This window comes from Glaciecola petra (genome assembly GCF_031846345.1).
GTDB classification, from domain to species: domain Bacteria; phylum Pseudomonadota; class Gammaproteobacteria; order Enterobacterales; family Alteromonadaceae; genus Glaciecola; species Glaciecola petra.
In genome coordinates this window covers 260626-281999 of sequence record NZ_JAVRHX010000001.1, presented here as the reverse complement: position 1 = coordinate 281999, position 21374 = coordinate 260626, and the positions used below count along the sequence as shown (strand labels likewise).

Annotated in this window: 22 protein-coding genes; 13 read left to right on the top strand and 9 right to left on the bottom strand. The window is 40.2% G+C overall.

The features are described from left to right. Window positions 1-1530 (top strand): Ppx/GppA phosphatase family protein, encoded by a 1530-nt coding sequence (locus RM552_RS01270; protein WP_311366983.1) that lies wholly within the window; start codon window positions 1-3, stop codon window positions 1528-1530. 7 nt (window positions 1531-1537) lie between these two features. On the opposite strand, the gene RM552_RS01265 is transcribed toward RM552_RS01270, so the two are convergent. The 4 genes from RM552_RS01265 to tkt are packed head-to-tail and all read right to left on the bottom strand — an operon-like array spanning window position 1538 to window position 6688. Then, window positions 1538-2437, bottom strand: coding sequence for a fructose bisphosphate aldolase (locus tag RM552_RS01265; RefSeq protein WP_311366982.1), 900 nt, complete (start codon window positions 2435-2437; stop codon window positions 1538-1540). A gap of 29 nt (window positions 2438-2466) precedes the next feature. Beyond that, window positions 2467-3639 carry a phosphoglycerate kinase gene (locus tag RM552_RS01260; RefSeq protein WP_432277169.1) on the bottom strand — a complete coding sequence of 391 codons (1173 nt, stop codon included), beginning with the start codon at window positions 3637-3639 and terminating at the stop codon, window positions 2467-2469. Between the two features lie 17 nt (window positions 3640-3656). Beyond that, window positions 3657-4673 carry an erythrose-4-phosphate dehydrogenase gene (gene epd, locus RM552_RS01255; RefSeq protein WP_311366981.1) on the bottom strand — a complete coding sequence of 339 codons (1017 nt, stop codon included), beginning with the start codon at window positions 4671-4673 and terminating at the stop codon, window positions 3657-3659. A gap of 20 nt (window positions 4674-4693) precedes the next feature. Then, a complete protein-coding gene (gene tkt / locus RM552_RS01250; RefSeq protein ID WP_311366980.1) occupies window positions 4694-6688 on the bottom strand; it encodes a transketolase in 1995 nt (664 codons plus the stop codon). Between the two features lie 326 nt (window positions 6689-7014). Here tkt and metK point away from each other — a divergent pair, with 326 nt between their 5' ends. After that, window positions 7015-8166, top strand: coding sequence for a methionine adenosyltransferase (gene metK, locus RM552_RS01245; RefSeq protein WP_311366979.1), 1152 nt, complete (start codon window positions 7015-7017; stop codon window positions 8164-8166). A 44-nt stretch (window positions 8167-8210) separates the two neighbouring features. Next, complete coding sequence (locus RM552_RS01240; RefSeq protein WP_311366978.1) at window positions 8211-8999, top strand: M48 family metallopeptidase; 789 nt, start codon at window positions 8211-8213, stop codon at window positions 8997-8999. A gap of 85 nt (window positions 9000-9084) precedes the next feature. Here RM552_RS01240 and RM552_RS01235 read toward each other — a convergent pair whose 3' ends face one another. After that, window positions 9085-9912 (bottom strand): mechanosensitive ion channel family protein, encoded by an 828-nt coding sequence (locus RM552_RS01235; RefSeq protein ID WP_311366977.1) that lies wholly within the window; start codon window positions 9910-9912, stop codon window positions 9085-9087. Between the two features lie 279 nt (window positions 9913-10191). Between RM552_RS01235 and RM552_RS01230 the strand changes: the two genes are divergently transcribed. From RM552_RS01230 to ruvX, 5 genes are all read left to right on the top strand, one after another. Then, window positions 10192-10374, top strand: a complete 183-nt coding sequence (locus RM552_RS01230) for a hypothetical protein (protein WP_311366976.1) — start codon at window positions 10192-10194, stop codon at window positions 10372-10374. 126 nt (window positions 10375-10500) lie between these two features. After that, entirely contained in the window at window positions 10501-11229 is a 729-nt protein-coding gene (locus tag RM552_RS01225; protein WP_311366975.1) for a 16S rRNA (uracil(1498)-N(3))-methyltransferase, read from the top strand. An 83-nt stretch (window positions 11230-11312) separates the two neighbouring features. Continuing rightward, window positions 11313-12293, top strand: a complete 981-nt coding sequence (gene gshB / locus RM552_RS01220) for a glutathione synthase (protein ID WP_311366974.1) — start codon at window positions 11313-11315, stop codon at window positions 12291-12293. Window positions 12294-12330: 37 nt separating this feature from the next. Further along, the gene (locus RM552_RS01215) at window positions 12331-12897 is read left to right on the top strand and encodes a YqgE/AlgH family protein (protein ID WP_311368248.1); all 567 of its coding nucleotides are present in this window, start codon (window positions 12331-12333) and stop codon (window positions 12895-12897) included. Next, complete coding sequence (gene ruvX / locus RM552_RS01210) at window positions 12898-13314, top strand: Holliday junction resolvase RuvX (protein WP_311366973.1); 417 nt, start codon at window positions 12898-12900, stop codon at window positions 13312-13314. A gap of 12 nt (window positions 13315-13326) precedes the next feature. Here ruvX and RM552_RS01205 read toward each other — a convergent pair whose 3' ends face one another. From RM552_RS01205 to RM552_RS01195, 3 genes are all read right to left on the bottom strand, one after another. Beyond that, window positions 13327-13653 carry a putative signal transducing protein gene (locus tag RM552_RS01205; RefSeq protein WP_311366972.1) on the bottom strand — a complete coding sequence of 109 codons (327 nt, stop codon included), beginning with the start codon at window positions 13651-13653 and terminating at the stop codon, window positions 13327-13329. Between the two features lie 80 nt (window positions 13654-13733). Further along, complete coding sequence (locus tag RM552_RS01200; RefSeq protein ID WP_311368247.1) at window positions 13734-14849, bottom strand: PilT/PilU family type 4a pilus ATPase; 1116 nt, start codon at window positions 14847-14849, stop codon at window positions 13734-13736. A gap of 15 nt (window positions 14850-14864) precedes the next feature. After that, complete coding sequence (locus RM552_RS01195) at window positions 14865-15908, bottom strand: type IV pilus twitching motility protein PilT (RefSeq protein WP_311366971.1); 1044 nt, start codon at window positions 15906-15908, stop codon at window positions 14865-14867. A 32-nt stretch (window positions 15909-15940) separates the two neighbouring features. Between RM552_RS01195 and RM552_RS01190 the strand changes: the two genes are divergently transcribed. The 4 genes from RM552_RS01190 to RM552_RS01175 are packed head-to-tail and all read left to right on the top strand — an operon-like array spanning window position 15941 to window position 18545. Beyond that, complete coding sequence (locus RM552_RS01190; protein ID WP_311366970.1) at window positions 15941-16657, top strand: YggS family pyridoxal phosphate-dependent enzyme; 717 nt, start codon at window positions 15941-15943, stop codon at window positions 16655-16657. A gap of 18 nt (window positions 16658-16675) precedes the next feature. Then, the gene (gene proC / locus RM552_RS01185) at window positions 16676-17506 is read left to right on the top strand and encodes a pyrroline-5-carboxylate reductase (protein WP_311366969.1); all 831 of its coding nucleotides are present in this window, start codon (window positions 16676-16678) and stop codon (window positions 17504-17506) included. Window positions 17507-17521: 15 nt separating this feature from the next. After that, complete coding sequence (locus RM552_RS01180; protein ID WP_311366968.1) at window positions 17522-18067, top strand: YggT family protein; 546 nt, start codon at window positions 17522-17524, stop codon at window positions 18065-18067. Window positions 18068-18107: 40 nt separating this feature from the next. Continuing rightward, window positions 18108-18545 carry a DUF4426 domain-containing protein gene (locus tag RM552_RS01175; protein ID WP_311366967.1) on the top strand — a complete coding sequence of 146 codons (438 nt, stop codon included), beginning with the start codon at window positions 18108-18110 and terminating at the stop codon, window positions 18543-18545. Between the two features lie 13 nt (window positions 18546-18558). Here the strand turns inward: RM552_RS01175 and yaaA are convergent, their stop codons facing one another. Further along, complete coding sequence (gene yaaA / locus RM552_RS01170; protein ID WP_311366966.1) at window positions 18559-19359, bottom strand: peroxide stress protein YaaA; 801 nt, start codon at window positions 19357-19359, stop codon at window positions 18559-18561. Between the two features lie 232 nt (window positions 19360-19591). Here yaaA and pgi point away from each other — a divergent pair, with 232 nt between their 5' ends. Beyond that, window positions 19592-21256 (top strand): glucose-6-phosphate isomerase, encoded by a 1665-nt coding sequence (pgi, locus tag RM552_RS01165; protein ID WP_311366965.1) that lies wholly within the window; start codon window positions 19592-19594, stop codon window positions 21254-21256. Window positions 21257-21374: the final 118 nt, after the last annotated feature.

Here is a 21374-nt window from a genome sequence, read left to right as displayed (position 1 = left end):
TTGAATAATTTGTATCAGGTCTTTAATGATAATCAACAGCGTAAGACTGAACTTTATGCAGCTTTAGATATTGGCTCTAATAGTTTCCATTTAGTTGTCGCCAGAGTCGTCGCAGATGCTTTTCAGGTCATTACCAGAGTCAAACGTAAAGTTAGATTAGCAGAAGGTCTGGGGCCAGATAATACATTATCACAAGATGCAATTGAACGCGGAATCGCCACTCTCGAAAGCATGAAAGAGTCGTTAAAAGGCATTCCCCCCGATGGTATGCGCATTGTAGCAACACATACATTAAGACGCGCAAAAAATGCTAGAGAGTTTCTACAGAAAGCTAAGCTTGTATTTCCATATCCGATTGAAATTATATCGGGCAATGAAGAAGCTCGTTTAATCTTTGTTGGAGTGTCGAGCAATGCCACTTTTGCATCGCAACGCTTGGTATTCGATATTGGTGGGGGCTCTACGGAATTTGCTGTCGGAGAAGGGATCATTGCAAAAATATGCAAAAGCATACAAATGGGTTGCGTAAGCTATCAGCAACGTTTTTTTGCTAATGGATTGATTACACAAGACAACGCCATTCGGGCTATCACAGCAGCTAATATAGATTTAGAACTCGCTGCTGGTAATTTAAATCGCTTTCAATGGCAACAAGTTGTTGCTAGTTCGGGCACCGCAAAGGCAGCTTGTGCAGTTATAAATAATATGAACAAGCGGCCTCTCGACGCGCCTATTAAAGCTCATGAATTAACTGATTTATTAAATAACTGCATTCAAATACAGAATCCACAGTTATTGTCATTTATAGGTTTGAGTGAAGACCGAAAATCAGTTCTTGCGCCAGGTTTGTGTATTTTAATTGCTATTTGTCAGTCTTTACATATTGAAGAGCTCATTTATAGTGACTCTGCTCTAAGAGAGGGAGTATTATTTGAGCTCCAGCCTAACCATAACACGCAAAATATACGGGTTAAAACTGCGCAGAGTCTTGCGACAAGATATGACGTAGATACCAATTATGCACATAAAATACTAACTACCTGTATGTATATTTTAGATGGGGTGAAACTAGACTGGGGTATCTCAGATAAAAGCTATAGGCATCTACTTGGCTGGGCAGCATTGTTACACGAAGTGGGTCTTCAAATTAATTCGCGGGCTATACAAAAACATTCAAGTTATGTATTACTGAACACTGACTTACCGGGTTTTAATCAGGAACAGCAACAAATAATAGCTTATTTGGTTAGATATCATCGCAAAAAAATTGTACCAAACAACTTACTTAATGAAGTCTCTATTGCGCCAGACAAATTAAAATATCTACTCATTATTTTAAGGTTGGCAGTGGTTTTGAATATAAATAGGCATCAAGCTGAGCTACCTCAGTTTTCTATCAAAGTTGGTGTAAATGAAATAAAAGTTGGTTTTGACCAGAGCTGGTTTGAGTTATCACCACTATTACTTGCAGATATTGGCAGAGAGAACGCTTACCTCTCTACCATTGACATGCAATTATCGTTGTTATAATCGAATCCTAGGTGTTAGAAGCGTCATATATAGCTTGAATGGTACTATCTAACTCGCTATCAAAATCACTGTCGCTTTGTTGAGCACTTAAACCCTGCGTTAATGCTCTAGAGAAGCTAGCGATCATACTATTGTTCTCGCGCAATTTATTATTAGCATCATCTCTGCTGTAACCACCTGACAATGCAACCACTTTAAGCACCCGCGGATGCGCAATAAGTTCAGCATAAAAATTAGCTTCCTCAGGCAAGGTCAATTTTAACATTACATTTTGCGTATCAGGCAATGCATCTAACTCTTTTAAGATAGCTTCTTTAAGTAAGGATTCTGCAGCTGCTTTTTCAGGGCTGTTAATATCAACTTCAGGCTCAATAATGGGTACTAAGCCCGCTTCTATGATTTTTTTTCCGACTGCAAATTGTTGTTCAACAACGGCCTTAACACCTTTAGCGTTTGCCATTTTAATTACCGAACGCATTTTTGTACCAAAAACATCCTGGGCAGTTGCTTTAGCTAATAAAGTGTCTAGGTCAGGAATGGGCTTCATGACCTGAGCACCATTGTCTTCGTCAGCTAAGCCTTTATCAACCTTTAAAAATGGAACAATTTGTTTGTCTTGCCATAAAAAATGAGCAGAAGACTTGCCGCCTATGTCTCGGTCTAAGGTATTTTCAAATAATATAGCACCTAACACTCTTTTACCTTCAAATGCTGGACTAGTTACAATCCGCGTCCGCATTGCGTGCACACATGCAAACATTTCATCGTCATTTGAATAAGCGCTTTCGTCGACCCCATATAATTTTAATGCTTTTGGGGTACTGCCACCGCTTTGATCTAACGCGGCAATAAAACCCACTGTTGTTTGTACTTTCTCCAACATTGCTTGTTGTGCTGGACTTGTCATGTAAATGCTCCTTAAATTAAAACAAAATATTAGGGTCTATCTAAAATGCTAACTGCAGGCAACTCTTTTCCTTCTAAAAACTCCAAAAAGGCGCCACCACCCGTCGAAATATAAGACACTTTATCAGCTATCTTATATTTATCGACAGCGGCTAAGGTATCACCGCCTCCTGCAATAGAAAATGCTGAGCTCTCTGCAATTGCTTGCGCAATGGCTTTGGTTCCCTCAGCAAATTGATCAAACTCAAAAACGCCAACTGGACCATTCCAAACAATAGTACCCGCATTTTTGAGTATTTCAGTTAATTCTTTCGCCGATTCTGGACCGATATCAAAAATCATATCCGACTCTTCTACATCTTGCACGGACTTTATGATGGCAGTTTCATCTTTTGAGAAATGCTGGCCAACAACTACATCAGATGGCACAGGAATATTTCCACCATTGCTCTTAGCGTTATTCATTAATAGTTCTGCTTGTGCAATTAAATCACTTTCAAATAGTGATTTTCCAACATTATGTCCCTGCGCAGCAATAAAAGTATTAGCAATGCCCCCACCAACAATAAGTTGGTCTACCTTGCTCGACAAGCTTTCTAGAACAGTCAGTTTTGTGCTGACTTTCGACCCACCAACAATGGCGACCATGGGCCTTGCAGGTTTATCTAAGGCCTTTGCAAGCGCATCGAGCTCTGCTTGTAACAAGGGGCCTGCACAGACTTGGTCGGTATACTTGGCCACGCCATGAGTACTTGCTTGAGCTCTGTGCGCCGTGCCAAATGCATCCATTACAAACACTTCTGCTAGCTCTGCATAGCGTTTTGCTAATTCATCAGCATTCGATTTTTCGCCTAAATTAAACCTCACGTTTTCCAAGAGAGCGACTTGGCCGGGTTCCAGCGTAAAAGCAACATCTAGGTAGTCTTTAACAAATTTAACTGCTTGCCCAAGATGTTCACTTAAATAATCTGCTACCGGTTTTAAAGAATACTGAACATCATATTCACCTTCTTTAGGACGACCTAAGTGCGACATTAAAATTACCGCAGCATTTGCCTTTATCGCTGCTTTTATGCTTGGTAAGGAAGCTCTTAATCTTGCGTCAGATGCAATGATACCCTCATTAATTGGGACATTAAGGTCTTGTCTAATTAATACACGCTTTTGACTTATATCAATATCTAACATGGCACGAATAGGCAATTTTCTTTCCTCTTTATTTATGAATATCCAATAGTATGCATATGCAATGCGGTATCTAACATACGGTTTGCAAAACCCCATTCGTTGTCACACCACACTAGAGTTTTCACCAAGGTGCGATGACTGACTCGTGTTTGTGTTCCATCTACTATGCAAGAGTTAGGGTTATGGTTAAAGTCAACAGATACTAAAGGCTCTTCGGTATAATCGATAATATTGGGGGGTAAATGCTTGCCAGCGTCTTTTAATGCCGCGTTGACTTGTTCAGTTGTCACCGATGCTTTTACGCTAACACTTAGATCCATTGCGGTAACATTGATTGTAGGCACTCTCACCGCAATTGCTTCAAATTTACCGGCAAATTCAGGCAAAATACGTTCAATCCCAGCAGCCAGTTTGGTATCTACTGGTATTATTGATTGACTAGCAGCCCTAGTACGCCGTAAATCCGAATGATAAGCATCAATCACCTGTTGGTCATGCATGGAAGCATGAATGGTTGTTATTGTGCCAGTTTGCACTTCAAAATGCTGATGTAAAGCTTGAATCACCGGTACAATACAATTTGTGGTACACGAGCCATTAGAGACTATTTGATCTTCTGCAGACAAATCAAAATGATTGACACCATAGATAATAGTAGCATCAACATCTTGGCTACTTGGGTGCGAAAAAAGTACTTTTTTAGCCCCTTGTGCAATATGTTTGTGAGCATGTTCTGTCTCGGTATAGACACCAGTGCATTCGAGCACTATGTCAACGTCATGCTCTCTCCAGTTGATGTCTTCAATATTATGTTTGTGTAGTAAACTTATTTTATCCTGGCGGATGGTTAAGCATTGTCCTACAACACTTAATTTTTCATTAAAGCGGCCATGAGAAGTATCATATTTTAATAAATGTGCTATAGCTTTAGGTTCAGCAATCTCGTTAATAGCCACTACTTTGATATGCTCATTGTAGTGATTTTCATAGAGCGCACGAACGATATTACGCCCTATTCTACCAAAACCATTTATTCCTATTCGAAGCAAAAATTAATCCTTTAAGACATTTAGCTCAACATCGACGCTGTTTCTACAATAGCATCTACCGTGATCCCAAAATGCTTAAACAGCTCTCCCGCGGGTGCTGATTCACCAAAACTGTCCATGCCGACAACTGCTCCATTAAGCCCTACATACTTGTACCACGTATCCTTTGCCAACGCTTCTACTGCAACACGCTTGCTTACACTGGTAGGCAAAACCGACACTTTGTATTCGCTTGATTGTCTATCAAATACATCTGTAGAAGGCATTGACACCACTCTCACCGCATTACCTTTATCTGTCAAAATTGATGCGGCTTCGGTGGCTAGATGCACTTCTGAACCCGTTGCGATTAAAATAAGGTCTGGCTCACCGCTACAATCTACCAATATATAACCACCGCGCTCTGCATCTTTGAGTTGTTGTTCATCTCGCGCTTGCTGTGGTAAGCCCTGGCGTGTGAAAATCAGAGTAGTTGGACCATCTTTACGCTCAATAGCAGCTTTCCAAGCAATTGCCGATTCAACTTGATCACACGGACGCCAATTGTCTAAATTTGGTGTCGCTCGTAACGCAACCAATTGCTCAACAGGCTGATGGGTGGGACCATCTTCACCTAAACCAATAGAGTCGTGAGTATATACAAATATGGCCGGTAAACGCATTAATGATGCCATTCTCACTGCATTTCTTGCGTATTCCATAAACATTAAGAAGGTTGCACCATAAGGCGTGAAACCGCCGTATAGCGCTAAACCATTCATCATTGCCGACATACCAAATTCGCGAACACCATAGTAAATATAGTTTCCGCTAGCATCTTCAGCAGTAATGCCTTTGCTCGTTTCATGAATGGTTAAATTTGATCCAGCCAAATCTGCAGAACCACCTAATAATTCCGGTAAAGCCGGTGCATAAGCATTGAGCGTATTTTGCGATGCTTTGCGTGTCGCAACAGCAGCGGGATTACTTTGTAGTTCGTTAATATATTGCGTGCAAGTCTGTGCCCAGTTTTCCGGCAATTCATTTGCTTTACGACGCTTAAATTCTTCGGCTAACTTTGGATACTCTTTTTCATAAGCTGCAAACTTATCATTCCATGCATCTTCAGCAGCCTGTCCTTTCTGGAGGGCGTTCCACCCCTTATAAACATCTTGTGGCACTTCAAATGGTCCATGGTTCCAACCTAAAGCTTCTCGTGTAAGTGCAATTTCATCCTCACCTAAGGGCGCTCCATGACAACCCTCTGTTCCTTGCTTATTTGGTGAACCAAATCCAATTGTTGTTTTACAACAAATCAACGTAGGTCGACTTGAGTCTTCATGCGCTTTAGCAATAGCCGCCGATACTTCCGAGGGGTCGTGTCCATTTACGTCAGCAATCACTTCCCAACCATAGGCTTCAAAACGCGCGGGTGTATCGTCGCTAAACCAAGCTTCTACTTCTCCATCGATAGAAATGCCATTATCGTCCCAAAATGCGACCAGTTTACCTAGGCCTAAAGTGCCAGCTAGCGAACAAGCCTCGTGAGATATCCCTTCCATCAAACAACCATCGCCTAAAAAAGCGTAGGTATAATGGTTAACAATATCAAAACTGCCTTGATTGAACTGCGCTGCTAGTATTTTTTCCCCTAAAGCCATGCCAACGGCATTAGTGATACCTTGTCCTAATGGCCCGGTAGTTGTCTCAACGCCCGGTGCATAACCATATTCTGGGTGTCCTGGTGTTTTTGAATGTAGTTGTCTGAAATTCTTTAACTCTTCAATAGGTAATTCATAGCCGGTTAGATGCAGCAACGAATACAACAGCATTGAACCATGCCCATTTGATAACACAAATCTATCTCGATTAGACCATTGTGGATTTTGTGGATTGTGATTTAAATAATCGCACCACAAAACTTGTGCAATATCCGCCATTCCCATTGGCGCTCCCGGATGTCCAGATTTTGCTTGTTGAACGGCATCCATACTAAGAGCACGAACTGCGTTGGCTAAATGGCGACGAGAGGGCATGAAAACTCCTTAAGGTGTTTGGTCGGTTTTGAATGTTGGGCAAAAAGGGCCTTAATTTAATGTCGGCTATTGTTACCCAGCAGACACACTTGTTCAATAATTAAATCGCCTTTTTCTTATGTTTTATTTCACAAATAAATTTTTCCGCTGAGTTTAATTAAAATTGTATTTTTTTCATAAAGCATATCAATCTGAAATTTACTTTTAGACGTCTAGATGTAAATATAGTCAAAACAGATAATCCGGACCTTTTTGTTAGGCGAAATTTTGCGATAATCTTGCAAAATTTGGCCACCAAAACCAACTTAAAAATTATAGGATACTAAATGACTACAACACTTTTCACTTCAGAATCAGTATCGGAAGGACACCCTGATAAAATAGCAGACCAAATCTCTGATGCTGTTTTAGACGCTATATTAGCATCGGACCCTAAAGCACGGGTTGCCTGCGAAACATTTGTTAAAACAGGTATGGTTTTGGTAGGAGGTGAAATAAATACAAGCGCTTGGGTCGATATCGAAGAATTGACGCGTGATACCGTAAAACAAATTGGTTACACCCACTCTGATATGGGCTTCGACGGCGAGTCTTGTGCTGTTTTAAATGCGATAGGTAAGCAGTCCTCAGATATAAACCAAGGTGTCGACCGCGATAAAGCTGAGAACCAAGGTGCAGGTGACCAAGGTCTTATGTTCGGTTATGCAAGTAATGAAACCGACGTGCTTATGCCAGCCCCGATTACGTTTGCGCACAGATTGGTGCAAAAACAAGCGGAATTAAGAAAATCAGGTGCCCTTGCTTGGCTACGACCAGACGCCAAAAGCCAAATCACTTTTGTATATGAGAATAATAAACCCGTTGGTATAGATGCGGTTGTATTGTCAACGCAACATTGTGACAGCGTTAGCACCGAAACACTGCGAGAGGCTGTGTTAGAAGAAATTATAAAACCTGTTTTGCCAGCAAAGTGGCTAAGTAACAATACCAAATACCATATCAATCCTACTGGTCGTTTTGTAATAGGCGGACCTATGGGCGATTGTGGTCTCACAGGCCGTAAAATAATTGTCGATACTTATGGTGGCATGGCCCGTCATGGCGGCGGAGCTTTCTCAGGAAAAGATCCATCAAAAGTAGATAGAAGCGCAGCCTACGCGGGTCGCTATGTCGCTAAAAATATCGTTGCCGCTGGTTTAGCTGAACGTTGTGAAATTCAAATTTCTTATGCCATTGGAGTGGCTGAACCTACTTCGATTAATATTGAAACCTTCGGTACTGGAAAGGTAAGCACTGAAAACTTAGTGGCCTTAGTTGAGCGCCACTTCGATTTAACGCCTTATGGCTTGATTAAAATGCTTGACCTTGAACGGCCAATTTATAAAGAAACAGCGGCCTATGGTCATTTTGGTCGGGAGTCATTCCCGTGGGAGCAAACAAATAAAGCAGAAGATTTGAAAGCAGACTCAAGTTTTTAATTTGGTCACCATAAAATACTAATCTGTTAGAGTTTGATAAAATTATGAGAATGGTAAAAGTTGTTGTTATTTTAATTACATTAGGGGCAATCTCCGCTTGTGCTACATCACCTACAGGGCGTGCCCAAATCTTATTGTATTCTGACGCTCAGCTTGCGGCTATGGGCAAACAAGCATTTACTGGCATGAAGTCAGAGCTTAAGGTATCAAACAAACGCGTGGAAAATACATTAGTCCAGTGCATCGCTGGCCATATTGCCAAACAAGTGCCAACATCTGTATTTGCGGGGGACTGGGAAGTAGTTGTATTCGACGATCCACAAGTAAATGCGTTTGCCCTTCCTGGTGGTAAAATTGGTGTTTATACCGGGTTATTAGATGTTGCTCAAAATCAGCACCAAATTGCAGCAGTTATTGGGCATGAAGTAGCACATGTAATTGCAAGACATGGTAACTCTCGAATGTCGCAGTCGACTATTCTGAATATTAGTCAACAGGCCGCATTACAAGCGCTTGAAGCAAATCAAGTTGCGCAAACACCAAGCATCATGCAAGCATTTGGACTAATAAGCAACTTAGGTACATTAAAATACGGTCGTGATGACGAATCCGAAGCAGATATTATTGGTCTTGAATTAATGGCAAAAGCCGGCTTTCAACCAAATGCAGCGATTGAGCTTTGGCAGAATATGGCAGTACTTAGTCAAGGCCAAAAGCCACCAGAGTTTTTATCAACTCACCCTTCTGAGGAAACTCGCATTACTGAATTACAAACCAATCTAGCAAGGGCTGAAGCACTTTACCAACAATCGCCGCAAAGACCTAAGTGTTAGAATTAGTAAAAAGCCGTTGCATTTTTAATGCAACGGCTTTTTCAGAACCGGGTTTATGAGCGCTTAAGCGACATAAAAAACCGTTTTAACTCTCTTTATGAACATGCACATCCATTTGTGGGAATGGAATACTAATGCCTTCTGCGTCAAAACGTAATTTTACTGCTTCAGTGATATCAAACTTAACACCCCAGAAATCCCCTGATTTAACCCATGGGCGTACTACAAAATTAACGCTGCTATCACCGAGTTCGGCAACCGCGATTTGTGTACCAGGATCTTTAAGAATGCGTTCATCTGCAGAGACAATCTCTTCAAGCAATGCTTTTGCCTTTTTAAGGTCATCGCCATAGCCAATACCAAATACCATATCTACTCTGCGAGTTTCTTTTGCACTATAGTTGGTAATATTGTTGCTATAGATAGCACCATTTGGCACGATAATTTCTTTGTTATCGGGAGTCACTAATAAGGTAGTAAAAATACTGATATTCTTCACCGTACCCGAGTCACCACCGGCATCAACAAAGTCTCCCGCCTTGAAAGGACGGAAAATCAATAACATCACACCTGCTGCAAAGTTAGACAATGAACCTTGAAGTGACAAACCGATCGCTAAACCTGCCGCACCTAATATAGCGACCAATGAAGTTGTATCAACTCCTAGGTGCCCAATCGCGGCAATAATGACAAATAACATCAATACTGAACGCGCTATGGCTTTCAAAAAATCGACCAACATTGGGTCATATTTTGATTTAGACAATAATTTGCCTAATACACCAATTAGGATGTTGACGACAATTTTACCAACAACGTAAATGATAATCGCAACGACTAATTTCAGACCAAATGGAATTATATAATCATTGAGAATTGCCGAAGCATTTTCGGCACTAATATTTTCTAACATGGACATTTCCTTTGTATTAATTTTATTAATTACATCAAATTTACCGCAAAATTTATAAAAACTAGCCTAAAGTTGTATGTAATTTTCATTTTTTTGTTTTATGAACACCCCGCAAACACAGGGATTTCACTAACATAACAACAAAGTTGAAAAAAACAATAAAAATCTTTTGAAAAAGTGTCACTAATTTGCAACACTATAGGGGTAGACTAAAAAAACAATAACGACTTGAGTAATTTTGTACCCAAGTATGTAATTTTTTAAGGGAGTACTCACATTATGAATTTAGATTTAGTATTAATGATAGGCGCATTGATTTTATTAGCCATTTCAGGATTATTGGTATTCTGTTTTACCGAGTCAAAAGGCAAAAATACACCTCACGCACGCAGAGGTGTTGCAAGTCATACTGAGCGTCAGGCTAGCATAAAGACTGGTCAAACCTTTGGCGTTAACAGTTAATATTTTTCCTCTCCTAGTTTTGATATTATAGGGCGGCATCATAAAGATTGCCGCCTTTTTTTGGGCCATATTAAAAGTACTTTTTTCACCAACGTCGAGCATAATTATCGCACTAATTGAGGATATATGCGCATTTCACGGTTTTATATTGATTCATCTTTAAGTGTAGACACAGAAGTCACGCTCCCTATTGAATTAGTGCACTACATAAACAATGTATTACGATTAAAAGAAAATACACCCATCGTGCTTTTCAATGGCGATGGGAATGAGTATCCCGCAGATTTAACGGTCATAGGAAAAAGAAGGGCCGAGGCCATTGTCACATCTCAAATTGGGATTAGTACAGAATCTCCTCTGTACCTGCACCTTGCGCAAGGCATTTCTAAGGGTGAACGTATGGAAATTGCTTTGCAAAAGGCTGTAGAGATAGGAGTAAGTGAAATTACTCCGGTCATCACGGAGCTCTGTAATGTTAAATTGACTGAATCACGATGGGAAAAGAAACATCAATCATGGCGTAAGTTGGTTATATCAGCCTGTGAACAATGCCATCGTAATGTTATACCCAAAATAAATAAGCCTTTGCCCTTGCATACTTGGTTTGGATTGGCGACTGATTTGCAAAAACTCATATTAGTACCCGGAGCCTCTACATACCTATCGGGATTAACGAAGCCACAAAATGGATTTAAATTACTGGTGGGTCCTGAGGGCGGGTTTACTAAACAAGAAGTTTATACCGCTCAAGAATTAGGCTTTAAAGCGGTAAATTTAGGTCCTAGGGTGCTTCGCACTGAAACAGCTGCGGCTGCAAGTCTTGCCATTCTTCAGGCGCAACATGGCGATATGTAAGCAATATTGGCTTGCTTTTATGCCAAAATCCCACACAATTAGTTTATGAATAAAACGCTTAAAACTCAAAAGTACAATCAATTATGAGACTTAAACTAGGTATCGTGATGGATCCAATTGAATCCATTAATACAAAGAAAGACACTAGCTTTGCAATGTTATTAGAGGCTCAAAAGCGAGGTTATGAGCTTTATTATATGCAAATTGGCGATTTGTATATTAATAACGGACTAGCAAAAGCGCAGGTAAAAAAAATAACTGTCAATATTAACGAAGATCCTGAAAACTATTATTCAGTTTTGAGTGCTCACGATATTGACTTGCACCAACTAGATGTCTTATTGATGCGCAAAGACCCACCTGTTGATAGTCAATTTATATATGCCACGCATATTTTTTCCCTTGCCCAAGCCAAAGGCACTTTAGTCGTCAATGATCCACAAGCATTAAGAGATTTTAACGAAAAACTTTTTACCTCATGGTATCGGCAATTTATTCCAGATACGCTTGTCACGAGCAAGAAGGAACAAATCAAAGCCTTTCATGAAGAACATAAGGACATTATCGTAAAACCCCTTGATGGCATGGGGGGGACTAGCATATTTAGAGTCAAAGAAGATGCGAATAACCTAGGGGTTATTAGCGAAATAATAACTGCCAATGAGCAAGTTCATGCAATGGTCCAAGCCTATATGCCTGAAATTAGTAAAGGCGATAAAAGAATCTTACTGGTAGATGGCGAAGTTATCCCTTATTGTTTAGCCAGGTATCCTAGTGGTACTGAAACCAGAGGCAATCTTGCTGCTGGCGGTAAAGGTGTTGCACAAGAAGTATCTGCCGAAAATTTTGAAGTTGCCAACGCAATCGCGCAAGATATGCCAGAAAAAGGGCTTATCTTTGTAGGTTTAGATATGATCGGTAATAAGGTTACTGAAATTAATATTACTAGTCCCACTTGTGTTAGAGAAATAGAAGCCGCGTTTAAAATTAACATATGCGCCAAACTTTTTGACGCCATTGAAAAACGTTTAAACAAAAGTAATAACCACTCAGGTTTGCATTAAGATTAATTCAAAAAGGAATATAGCCAAGGTGCCTGGTATACAAACACTAACAAGTCTGCAGAATCAATTTTTGATCGCCATGCCGTCGTTGACCGATCGCTATTTTATGCGTTCAGTAATTTTTGTAGCAGAACATTCTGCCGAAGGCGCTATGGGTATTGTAATCAATCAGCCCTCGAGCATGACCTTCAGAGAACTTATTAAGCAAACAGATAAAACCGCGATTATAAATGAAGACTTTAGTGAAAAAATCATTGTATGCGGAGGGCCTGTGCATCCAGACAGAGGCTTTGTTGTGCATTCTAGTCAAACAGGATGGTCATCTTCGGTAGAAGTCAGCTCTGACATTATGATTACAACCTCAAAGGATATTTTATCGGTATTGGGCAATGAAAAAGGTCCAAGAAAGTCCGTAATAGCCCTTGGATATGCTGGATGGGATGCTGGGCAACTTGAAAAAGAAATTGCCGATAATGCTTGGTTAACAGTTCCTGCTGATGAAGAAATATTATTTGATGTGCCCATTAAAAATAAATGGCAGGCAACTATGCAAAAATTAGGTGTAGATGTGTGGCAACTCAGTCAATCAAGCGGAAGTGCTTAAGTGCAATCAAATACTTGTTTAGCATTTGATTTTGGTATGAAAAGCATCGGGGTGGCTATTGGCCAATCAATTACAGGAACGTCTTCCCCATTAAAAGCATTACACGCTGTAGACGGCATTCCTGACTGGCATATCGTTAATTCACTAATCGATGAATGGCGACCCAACATCCTCCTCGTAGGCTTACCTTTAAATATGGATGGAACTGAGCAGGACATTACCAAAAACGTTAAACGTTTCGCAGGCAGACTAAAACATAAATATAATGTAGATGTTCACTTGCATGATGAGCGCCTTTCTACCGTGGATGCTAAAGCGCGTCTATTCGAGTTAGGTGGTTTTAAAAAGTTAGGTAAAGGAAAAGTAGATAGCGTTTCAGCCTGTTTAATATACGAAAGTTGGCTATCTTCACAATAAGCAATTAATGCCTTAAGATTCAGTTAAATTTCGTGGTTGTTGGCATTTCCAACACACCATAAACTGTCCTTCATTATGTTCGTCACAACGCCCACAATACCAAACTGTCCCCGTATTAAAAGATAAGTCTTGCTCTAATTCATCCACTATTCCTTGCGCTTTTTCCCACCACGTTTCGTCTACTAACCAAATTTCAGGTAATGCCTCATGAGGAGGTATTTCTCCACTGGCGCCCTGAATATATTCATTTTTGATAAACGAAGGGATTTTTGCATCGTCGAGCAGTTCTTTTATTTGACGCATTTTGACCAGATTGTAGTCGGCATAAAATCGTTTCATCGGCTTCCTTATGACTATGCATAAAATAGAAAATGGATCTGATCTAATATGTCACAAGCACAAGAAATAGGGAATATTTATTAGTCCATATCAATAGAAACACTAGAGAGCGAGCCCAGTGCTGAGGGATTTTCGCTAGAATCTAGTTTTATCATCAATCGTAAGTCATTTGGTGAGTCAGCATGATGTATTGCCTGCTCTTCGCTTATTCGACCATCTTTAAAAAGCTCATATAGTGCCATGTCGAATGTTTGCATACCTTGTTCTTTGCCTTTTTCCATGGCTTCTTTCAACCCTCCAATTTCATTGCGCTGAATGAGGTCTCGAATGAAAGGGGTATTTAACAAAATTTCTATTGCTGCAACCCTGCCCTTTCCGTCGATTGTTGGCACTAATTGCTGGGCTACTATTGCTCGTATGTTCATACTTAGATCAAATCGCAGTTTATCATGAGATTCTTTAGGTGCTAAATGCATAATCCGCTCGATTGCTTGGTTAGCATTGTTAGCGTGCAATGTAGCGACGCACAAGTGGCCAGTGTCAGCAAATGACATTGCATATTCCATCGTTTCCATTGATCTGATTTCACCTATTAATATAACGTCAGGTGCTTGTCTAAGGGAACTTTTTAAGGCATCGTCAAAAGTATGTGTATCGATACCGACTTCGCGTTGAGTGACGACGCATCGTTGGTGCTCATGTACAAATTCTATAGGATCTTCAATAGTCAGAATATGACCTTTAGAATGTTGGTTACGGTGTCCTATTAAGGCTGCTAAAGAAGTGGATTTTCCGGTACCGGTTCCTCCAACAAACAATACTAAGCCTTTTTTGGCCATAATGATGTCACTTAATACTTTGGGCAAGCCGAGACCCTCAGCTTGTGGTATTTCTGTCACTATGCGGCGCACAACCATGCCAACTTGGTCACGTTGCCAAAAAGCACTGCATCTGAAACGGCCGATTTGTTCACGGGCAATTGCAAAATTACACTCTTTTATTTCTTCAAAGGATTCTTGCTGTTCAAGTGTCATAGCTTGATAGACTAGATCGATAGCATCGGTGCTGCTCAACTCTAAGCTAGTCAAGGGCTCAAGTTTACCGTTTATTTTGGCACTCACTGGCATACCCACTGTTATGAATAAGTCAGAGGCTTCATGCGCCACCATATCTTGTAAACACTGGTCAAGTGTCATCATAGTGCAAAAGTCCTAAAAACCAGGGGTCTTGGGTTTATCAATGGCAAGCGCAGCAGCGTCTTGTTGAGTCACTACGCCCTGGGCGACAAGCTTCTGTAAACACTGATCCATGGTTTGCATACCATGTTGTTGACCTGTCTGAATCACTGAATACATTTGTGGTACTTTATCTTCTCTAATCAAGTTTCGAACCGCCGGTATGCCAATCATGATCTCGTGAGCTGCTACACGTCCTCCGCCTACTTTTTTAAGCAAGGTTTGAGAAATAACAGCACGAAGAGACTCTGATAACATCGAGCGGACCATTGATTTTTCTTCTGCGGGAAATACATCGATGATTCTATCAATCGTTTTTGGCGCCGAATTGGTATGTAGCGTACCAAATACCAAATGCCCGGTTTCAGCAGCAGATATAGCAAGTCGAATAGTTTCCAAATCACGTAGTTCGCCGACTAATATCACATCTGGATCTTCCCTTAGTGCTGAACGTAAAGCGTTATTAAAGCTATGGGTATCACGATGCACTTCACGTTGATTTAGTACACTCAGTTTGTTGTCATGCACAAATTCGATTGGATCTTCGATGGTTAAAATGTGCTCACGTTTATGCGAGTTAATATGATCAATCATCGCAGCCAGTGTCGTTGACTTGCCCGAACCTGTAGCACCCGTGACCAATACAATGCCAGTAGGTTGATTAATAATTTGCTTAAAAATATCGGGAGCGCCCAAGTCATCAAGTGATAATATATCACTTGGAATTGTTCTCAATACAGCCGCTGCACCGCGATTTTGCATAAATGCATTTACCCTGAAGCGAGACAGATTTTCAATTTCAAAAGAAAAATCAACTTCAAGGTTTTCTTCGTATTCTTTACGTTGCTTATCGTTCATAATATCGTAAATAAGCGCGTTCACCATTTTATGGTCAAGGTCTGCAATATTCAGTCGACGCATTTCACCATCGACTCTAATAATAGGGGGCAGCCCTGCTGAAAGATGTAAATCAGACGCTTTATTTTGAACGCTAAAAGCTAATAATTCGTTAATATCCAAAGAATATTCTCCAAATAAGGGTAAAAATCTGTATGGCCGACCAAAGTGATTCGATGTCTAGCAACTGCATTAAAGACAGACTGAGACAAGTCGAAGCGCGCATTCAAAAAGCCGCTTCACTTGCAAACCGCGATGCAAACCATATTACCTTGCTCGCGGTAAGTAAAACCAAACCCGTATCAGATATCGTAACTGCGTATAGCAATGGACACAGACACTTTGGTGAAAACTATGTCCAAGAAGCTGTCGATAAAGTTAAAATACTGTCTGATAAAAAAGACATCCTTTGGCACTTTATCGGCCCATTACAGTCAAACAAAAGTAAATTTATTGCGGAATATTTTGATTGGTTTCACTCACTTGATAGAATCAAGATCGCCAAGCGCTTAAATGAGCAAAGAACGCCTTATCAAAATCCACTGAATGTATGTGTCCAGGTCAATGTAGATGATGAAAACAATAAAGCCGGTATTGCTGTAGAGGAGGTAGAGGATTTTGTTGCTTCTATACAAAAATATGAGCGCATATGCTGCCGCGGCTTAATGACAATCCCCAAAGCTGGGGTCGATGACTCGGAGCGTCGGCAAAGCTTTGCAACAATGCAGGTATTATTTTCTAAGTGTGCCCAAAAATTTGAGCGTTTTGACACGCTTTCAATGGGAATGAGTCAAGATTTGGAATTGGCGGTAGAGTATGATGCCAATATCATTAGGGTTGGTACTGATATTTTTGGTGCACGAAAAAAATGAATTCATTTAGGATAGTACATGAGCCAACTAATTAATAATCTCAACAAAAACATTTGTTTTATAGGGGCCGGAAATATGAGTACAGCAATTATTGCTGGCTTAATAAAAAAGGGATTTCCGTCTGATAAAATTATGGCAAGTAACCCTAGCACACCCAAATTAGACACTTTAGCTGCAGATTTTCGAATAAAAGTCACCCAAGATAATCAAGAAGCTGTCGATTTTGCTAACATTATCATTATGGCGGTGAAACCCCAGATGATGCAGCAAGTGTGTAGCGATTTGGTTTTTTCCCAAGACAAAGTATTGGTGTCAATTGCGGCAGGTATAAAAGTCGACAGGCTCAGCAGTTTTAGTCGACATACCTCTCCTATTATAAGGGTCATGCCGAATACACCTTCTGCTATCGGCCTTGGTATGAGCGGCATTTATGCTTCAGACGATGTAAACGAAGCCGATACACAAATGTTGGTGCAGATCATGAGTAGTGTAGGCAAAGCAATCATTGTAAAAAATGAAGAAGATATCGATACTGTTATCGCGGCCGCAGGCTCTAGTCCGGCTTATTTTTTCTTAATTGCCGAAGCAATGCAAAAAGAAGTTATCAATATGGGGATGTCGCCAGAACAAGCACGCATCCTTATTGAGCAAGCGATGCTGGGAAGTGCTACACTAATGCAACAATCGCCGAGCCTTGAATTTTGCACATTAAGGGCCAATGTTACTTCAAAGGGCGGCACGACCGCAAAAGCAGTAGAAAGTCTGCAACAGTCTAATATTAACGACATTATGGCGAAAGCCATGCGAAGCGCAGTAAAACGCGCGCAAGAAATGTCTAAACAGTTTTAACGGAAGAAAAATATCATGCAAGCACTTACCACCCTTGTGGTTTCAATCATTAATATTTACTTAATGGTTATTGTAATAAGAATTTGGCTACAGCTCGCTAGAGCAGATTTTTATAACCCTTTTAGTCAATTTGTGGTGAAAGCAACGCAACCGGTTGTTGGTCCCTTACGTCGCTTTATCCCTTCAATAGGAAAACTAGACACAGCTTCAGTTGTGTTTGCCATCGTTGTATCGATTATTAAAGTACTTGTATACCATGGGATGCTTACGGGTAGCTTGCCTCCAATTGTGCCTTTAATTATGGTTAGCTTAATGGGCCTAGTGAAAAGTGTGTTGTGGATGATTTTCTGGGTAATGGTGATAAAAGCCATTCTAAGTTGGGTAAGCCAAGGAAATAATCCGATGGAGCTAGTCATTGCACAACTAACTGAACCCCTTTTGACACCTATTCGCAAAATCTTGCCACCTATGGGTGGTTTAGACTTATCTGTATTGGTTTTTTTACTCTTGTTACAGTTTGTCATTAACTTGCTTACTGGTATTTTTGGTCCAACCATCTAAACTATCGTACAAGTAGCTAAATAATGCTGGGGCGAGAGAAATGAAATTGAATATTACACATAAATGGCTAATCGCAAGCATGATTGGACTGTTTTGTATGCATGCCAATTCGGAGCAAAAGAAAACCTTAGGCGATTGGGATATCCACTATATTGCATTCAATACCACAATACTCACGCCGCAAATTGCGAAAGCTAATAATATTGTCCGCAGTGGAAAACGCGCATTAGTCAATATTTCTGTATTAGACAAGCAAACAAAAGAAGCTCAAGAAATTGTTATATCTGGTTCGGCGAGAAACTTACTTGGTACAAAAAAAGTTCTCGATTTTAAGAAAGTGAACGAGGGCGATGCAATATACTATTTAGCGACTGTCGACTACAGCGACAAAGAAGTCTTGAGGTTCGATATTGATATTCAACAAGGCCGAATCTCTCAAAACCTCAAGTTTCAACAAACCATGTATGTAGAAGATTAAACTTCTTAGCTATTTATTGTTGTTCAGCTCGTTTAAACACCAACTCAGTGTCTGTTGACGAAGTAGCATCAAATTGGTATCCAGCCGTATCAAACTGCTTTAGTTGTGCTATTTCGGTTACCTGATTTTCTATGATATATCGAGCCATCAGGCCTCTCGCTTTTTTAGCATAGAAGCTGATAATTTTATATTTACCGTTCTTCTCGTCTTTAAATTGAGGTGTTATTACCCTAGCACTCAATTTGGCAGTATTTACCGATGAAAAATATTCGTTTGATGCTAAATTCACAAGTACTTCAGCCTGACAACCCTGTAAGCTAGTGTTAAGTGAATCAGTAATTGTGTCGCCCCAATATTGATACAAATTATTGGCTTTATTTACCGCTATTTTTGTCCCCATTTCTAGGCGATAAGGTTGCATAAGATCAAGTGGCGCTAATACCCCATATAACCCGGACAAAATGCGTAAATGAGATTGAGCAAAAGTCACCGACGCTGGCGATAAAGACTTTGCATCTAAGCCAGCATATACATCACCATTAAAAGCATACATAGCAGGTCGTGCATTATTACTGGTAAACGGAAACTCAAAACTAGAAAATCGTTCCGCATTCAAAATTGCCAGCTTGTCACTAATTTTCATCATAGAGCTCAAATCGGCAGGAGATAATTTCTTACAAATGGCCACGAGTTCTTTAACATTTTTAATTAAACTCGGTTGAGGGGCCCTATCTTGCTCAATATCCTGTTCAATAAAAGCAGGCAATTCGGAATCATAATCAAGATTTTTGGCTGGAGATACGACAACTAACATGATGAACTTTTTCCTAAAACAATAATGCATATAACGTACGTAGATCATAACATTTACGACCAATGTATTTGAGCGTAAATTTAGTAATTATTGCATTTATGTTAATTTTCAGCAGGATGTTCCATTTTTGTTAGGCATACATCACAATTAATTGATATGCTTTTGATTATAAGCAATAGACATCCCATCCAGTCCTTGGTAACGAAGTGCTAAAACAAAAAGAGAGAATACAATGGAAAAGCTAAAACAAACGCCTGCTTGGATCAATCTCGAACATCATGCGCCTTTAGTAAAACGCTATCACATGCGGGACATGTTTGTTGCTGACAAAAACCGTGCGACAAAATATTCACTTGATGCTGCAGGTATTCACTTAGATTATTCAAAAAACAGAGTGACACAAGAAGTACTTGATAATCTTTTTGACTTAGCAACTCAGCGTCAACTTGCAGAAAAAATTAGCGCAATGTTTTCTGGCAAGAAAATTAATACGACAGAAAATCGTGCTGTACTGCATACAGCGTTAAGGAATTTTTCAGATAAACCAGTGATGGTCGACGGCGAAAATGTCATGCCACAAGTCAAAGCAACCTTGACAAAAATGGAACAATTTACCGTTGACGTGCATAGTGGAAAACATACAGGGTATACCGGTAAAGCCATTAAAAAAGTGGTGAGCATTGGTATTGGAGGTTCCTTTTTAGGGCCTAAAATTGTCACCGAAGCCCTCAAGCCATATTGGCACAAAGACATTAGCGTAGTATTTGTAGCAAACGTCGACGGTTGTCATATCCACGACGTACTAAATACTTGTGACATCGAAGAAACACTATTTGTGATGTCTTCAAAATCTTTTGGTACCCAAGAAACACTGCAAAATACCCTAAGTGCCAAAGCCTGGTTTTTAAATAACGGTGGTAACCAAAACGATATTGCCAAACACTTTGTTGCCGTTTCATCAAATGTGAAAGCAGCTGTTGATTTTGGGATGGCTGAACAAAATGTTTTTCCTATGGCAGATTGGGTCGGCGGCCGCTATTCTTTATGGTCTGCTATTGGTTTGCCAATTTGTTTAGCATTAGGCTACCAACACTTTGAAGCATTGTTACATGGTGCCTATGACATGGATTGTCACTTCCAAAGCGCACCGTTTGATCAAAACATGCCTGTGATTCTTGCCATGCTAGGCATTTGGTATCGTAATTTCATGGGAGCCCAATCCCATGCCCTGCTACCTTATTATCACTATTTACGGGGCTTACCCGCATACGTGCAACAACTCGATATGGAAAGTAATGGCAAAATAGCCACTCTGGACGGCAGAACCGTTGACCATGGCACTGGGCCTATTATTTGGGGCAGTGAAGGTAGTAACGGACAGCATTCTTTCTACCAATTAATACATCAAAGTAATTTGCCTATTCCCGCTGATTTTATGTTTCCAATAAATGTTCCGTCTCTTAGTGACGAAAAACAAGAAAGAGAAAATCAAACACTTCATCACCAAATGCTTGCGTCAAATTGCTTTGGGCAAACCCAAGCTCTTATGCAAGGAAAATCATTTGAAGAGTGTTACAAAGACCTAGATGGTAAGGGATTAAGTGATGATGAACGCCATACCTTAGCCGCTCACAAAACCATGGCTGGAAACAATCCAAGTAATACCTTGGTATTCGATACCCTCAACCCTAAAACACTAGGTGCGCTGATTGCTATGTACGAACACAAGGTCTATGTACAGGGCTGCATTTGGGGATTAAATTCCTTCGACCAATGGGGTGTTGAGCTAGGAAAAGTGCTTGGCAATCAGGTGCTTGATATGATCCAAGGTAAGTCATCGATGAATGAAGCAGATGCTTCTACCCAAGCATTAATAAAACGTTTTTTACAACAATAAAAATATTAGTTTGTTAATTAATTAACAAATTTGTAACTTTTATGTTTTATTCTTAATATAGCTGTGCTAAAAAGACTGTAGTCTTATGTGCGCAATTGGTCACGATGACCATTGTTAG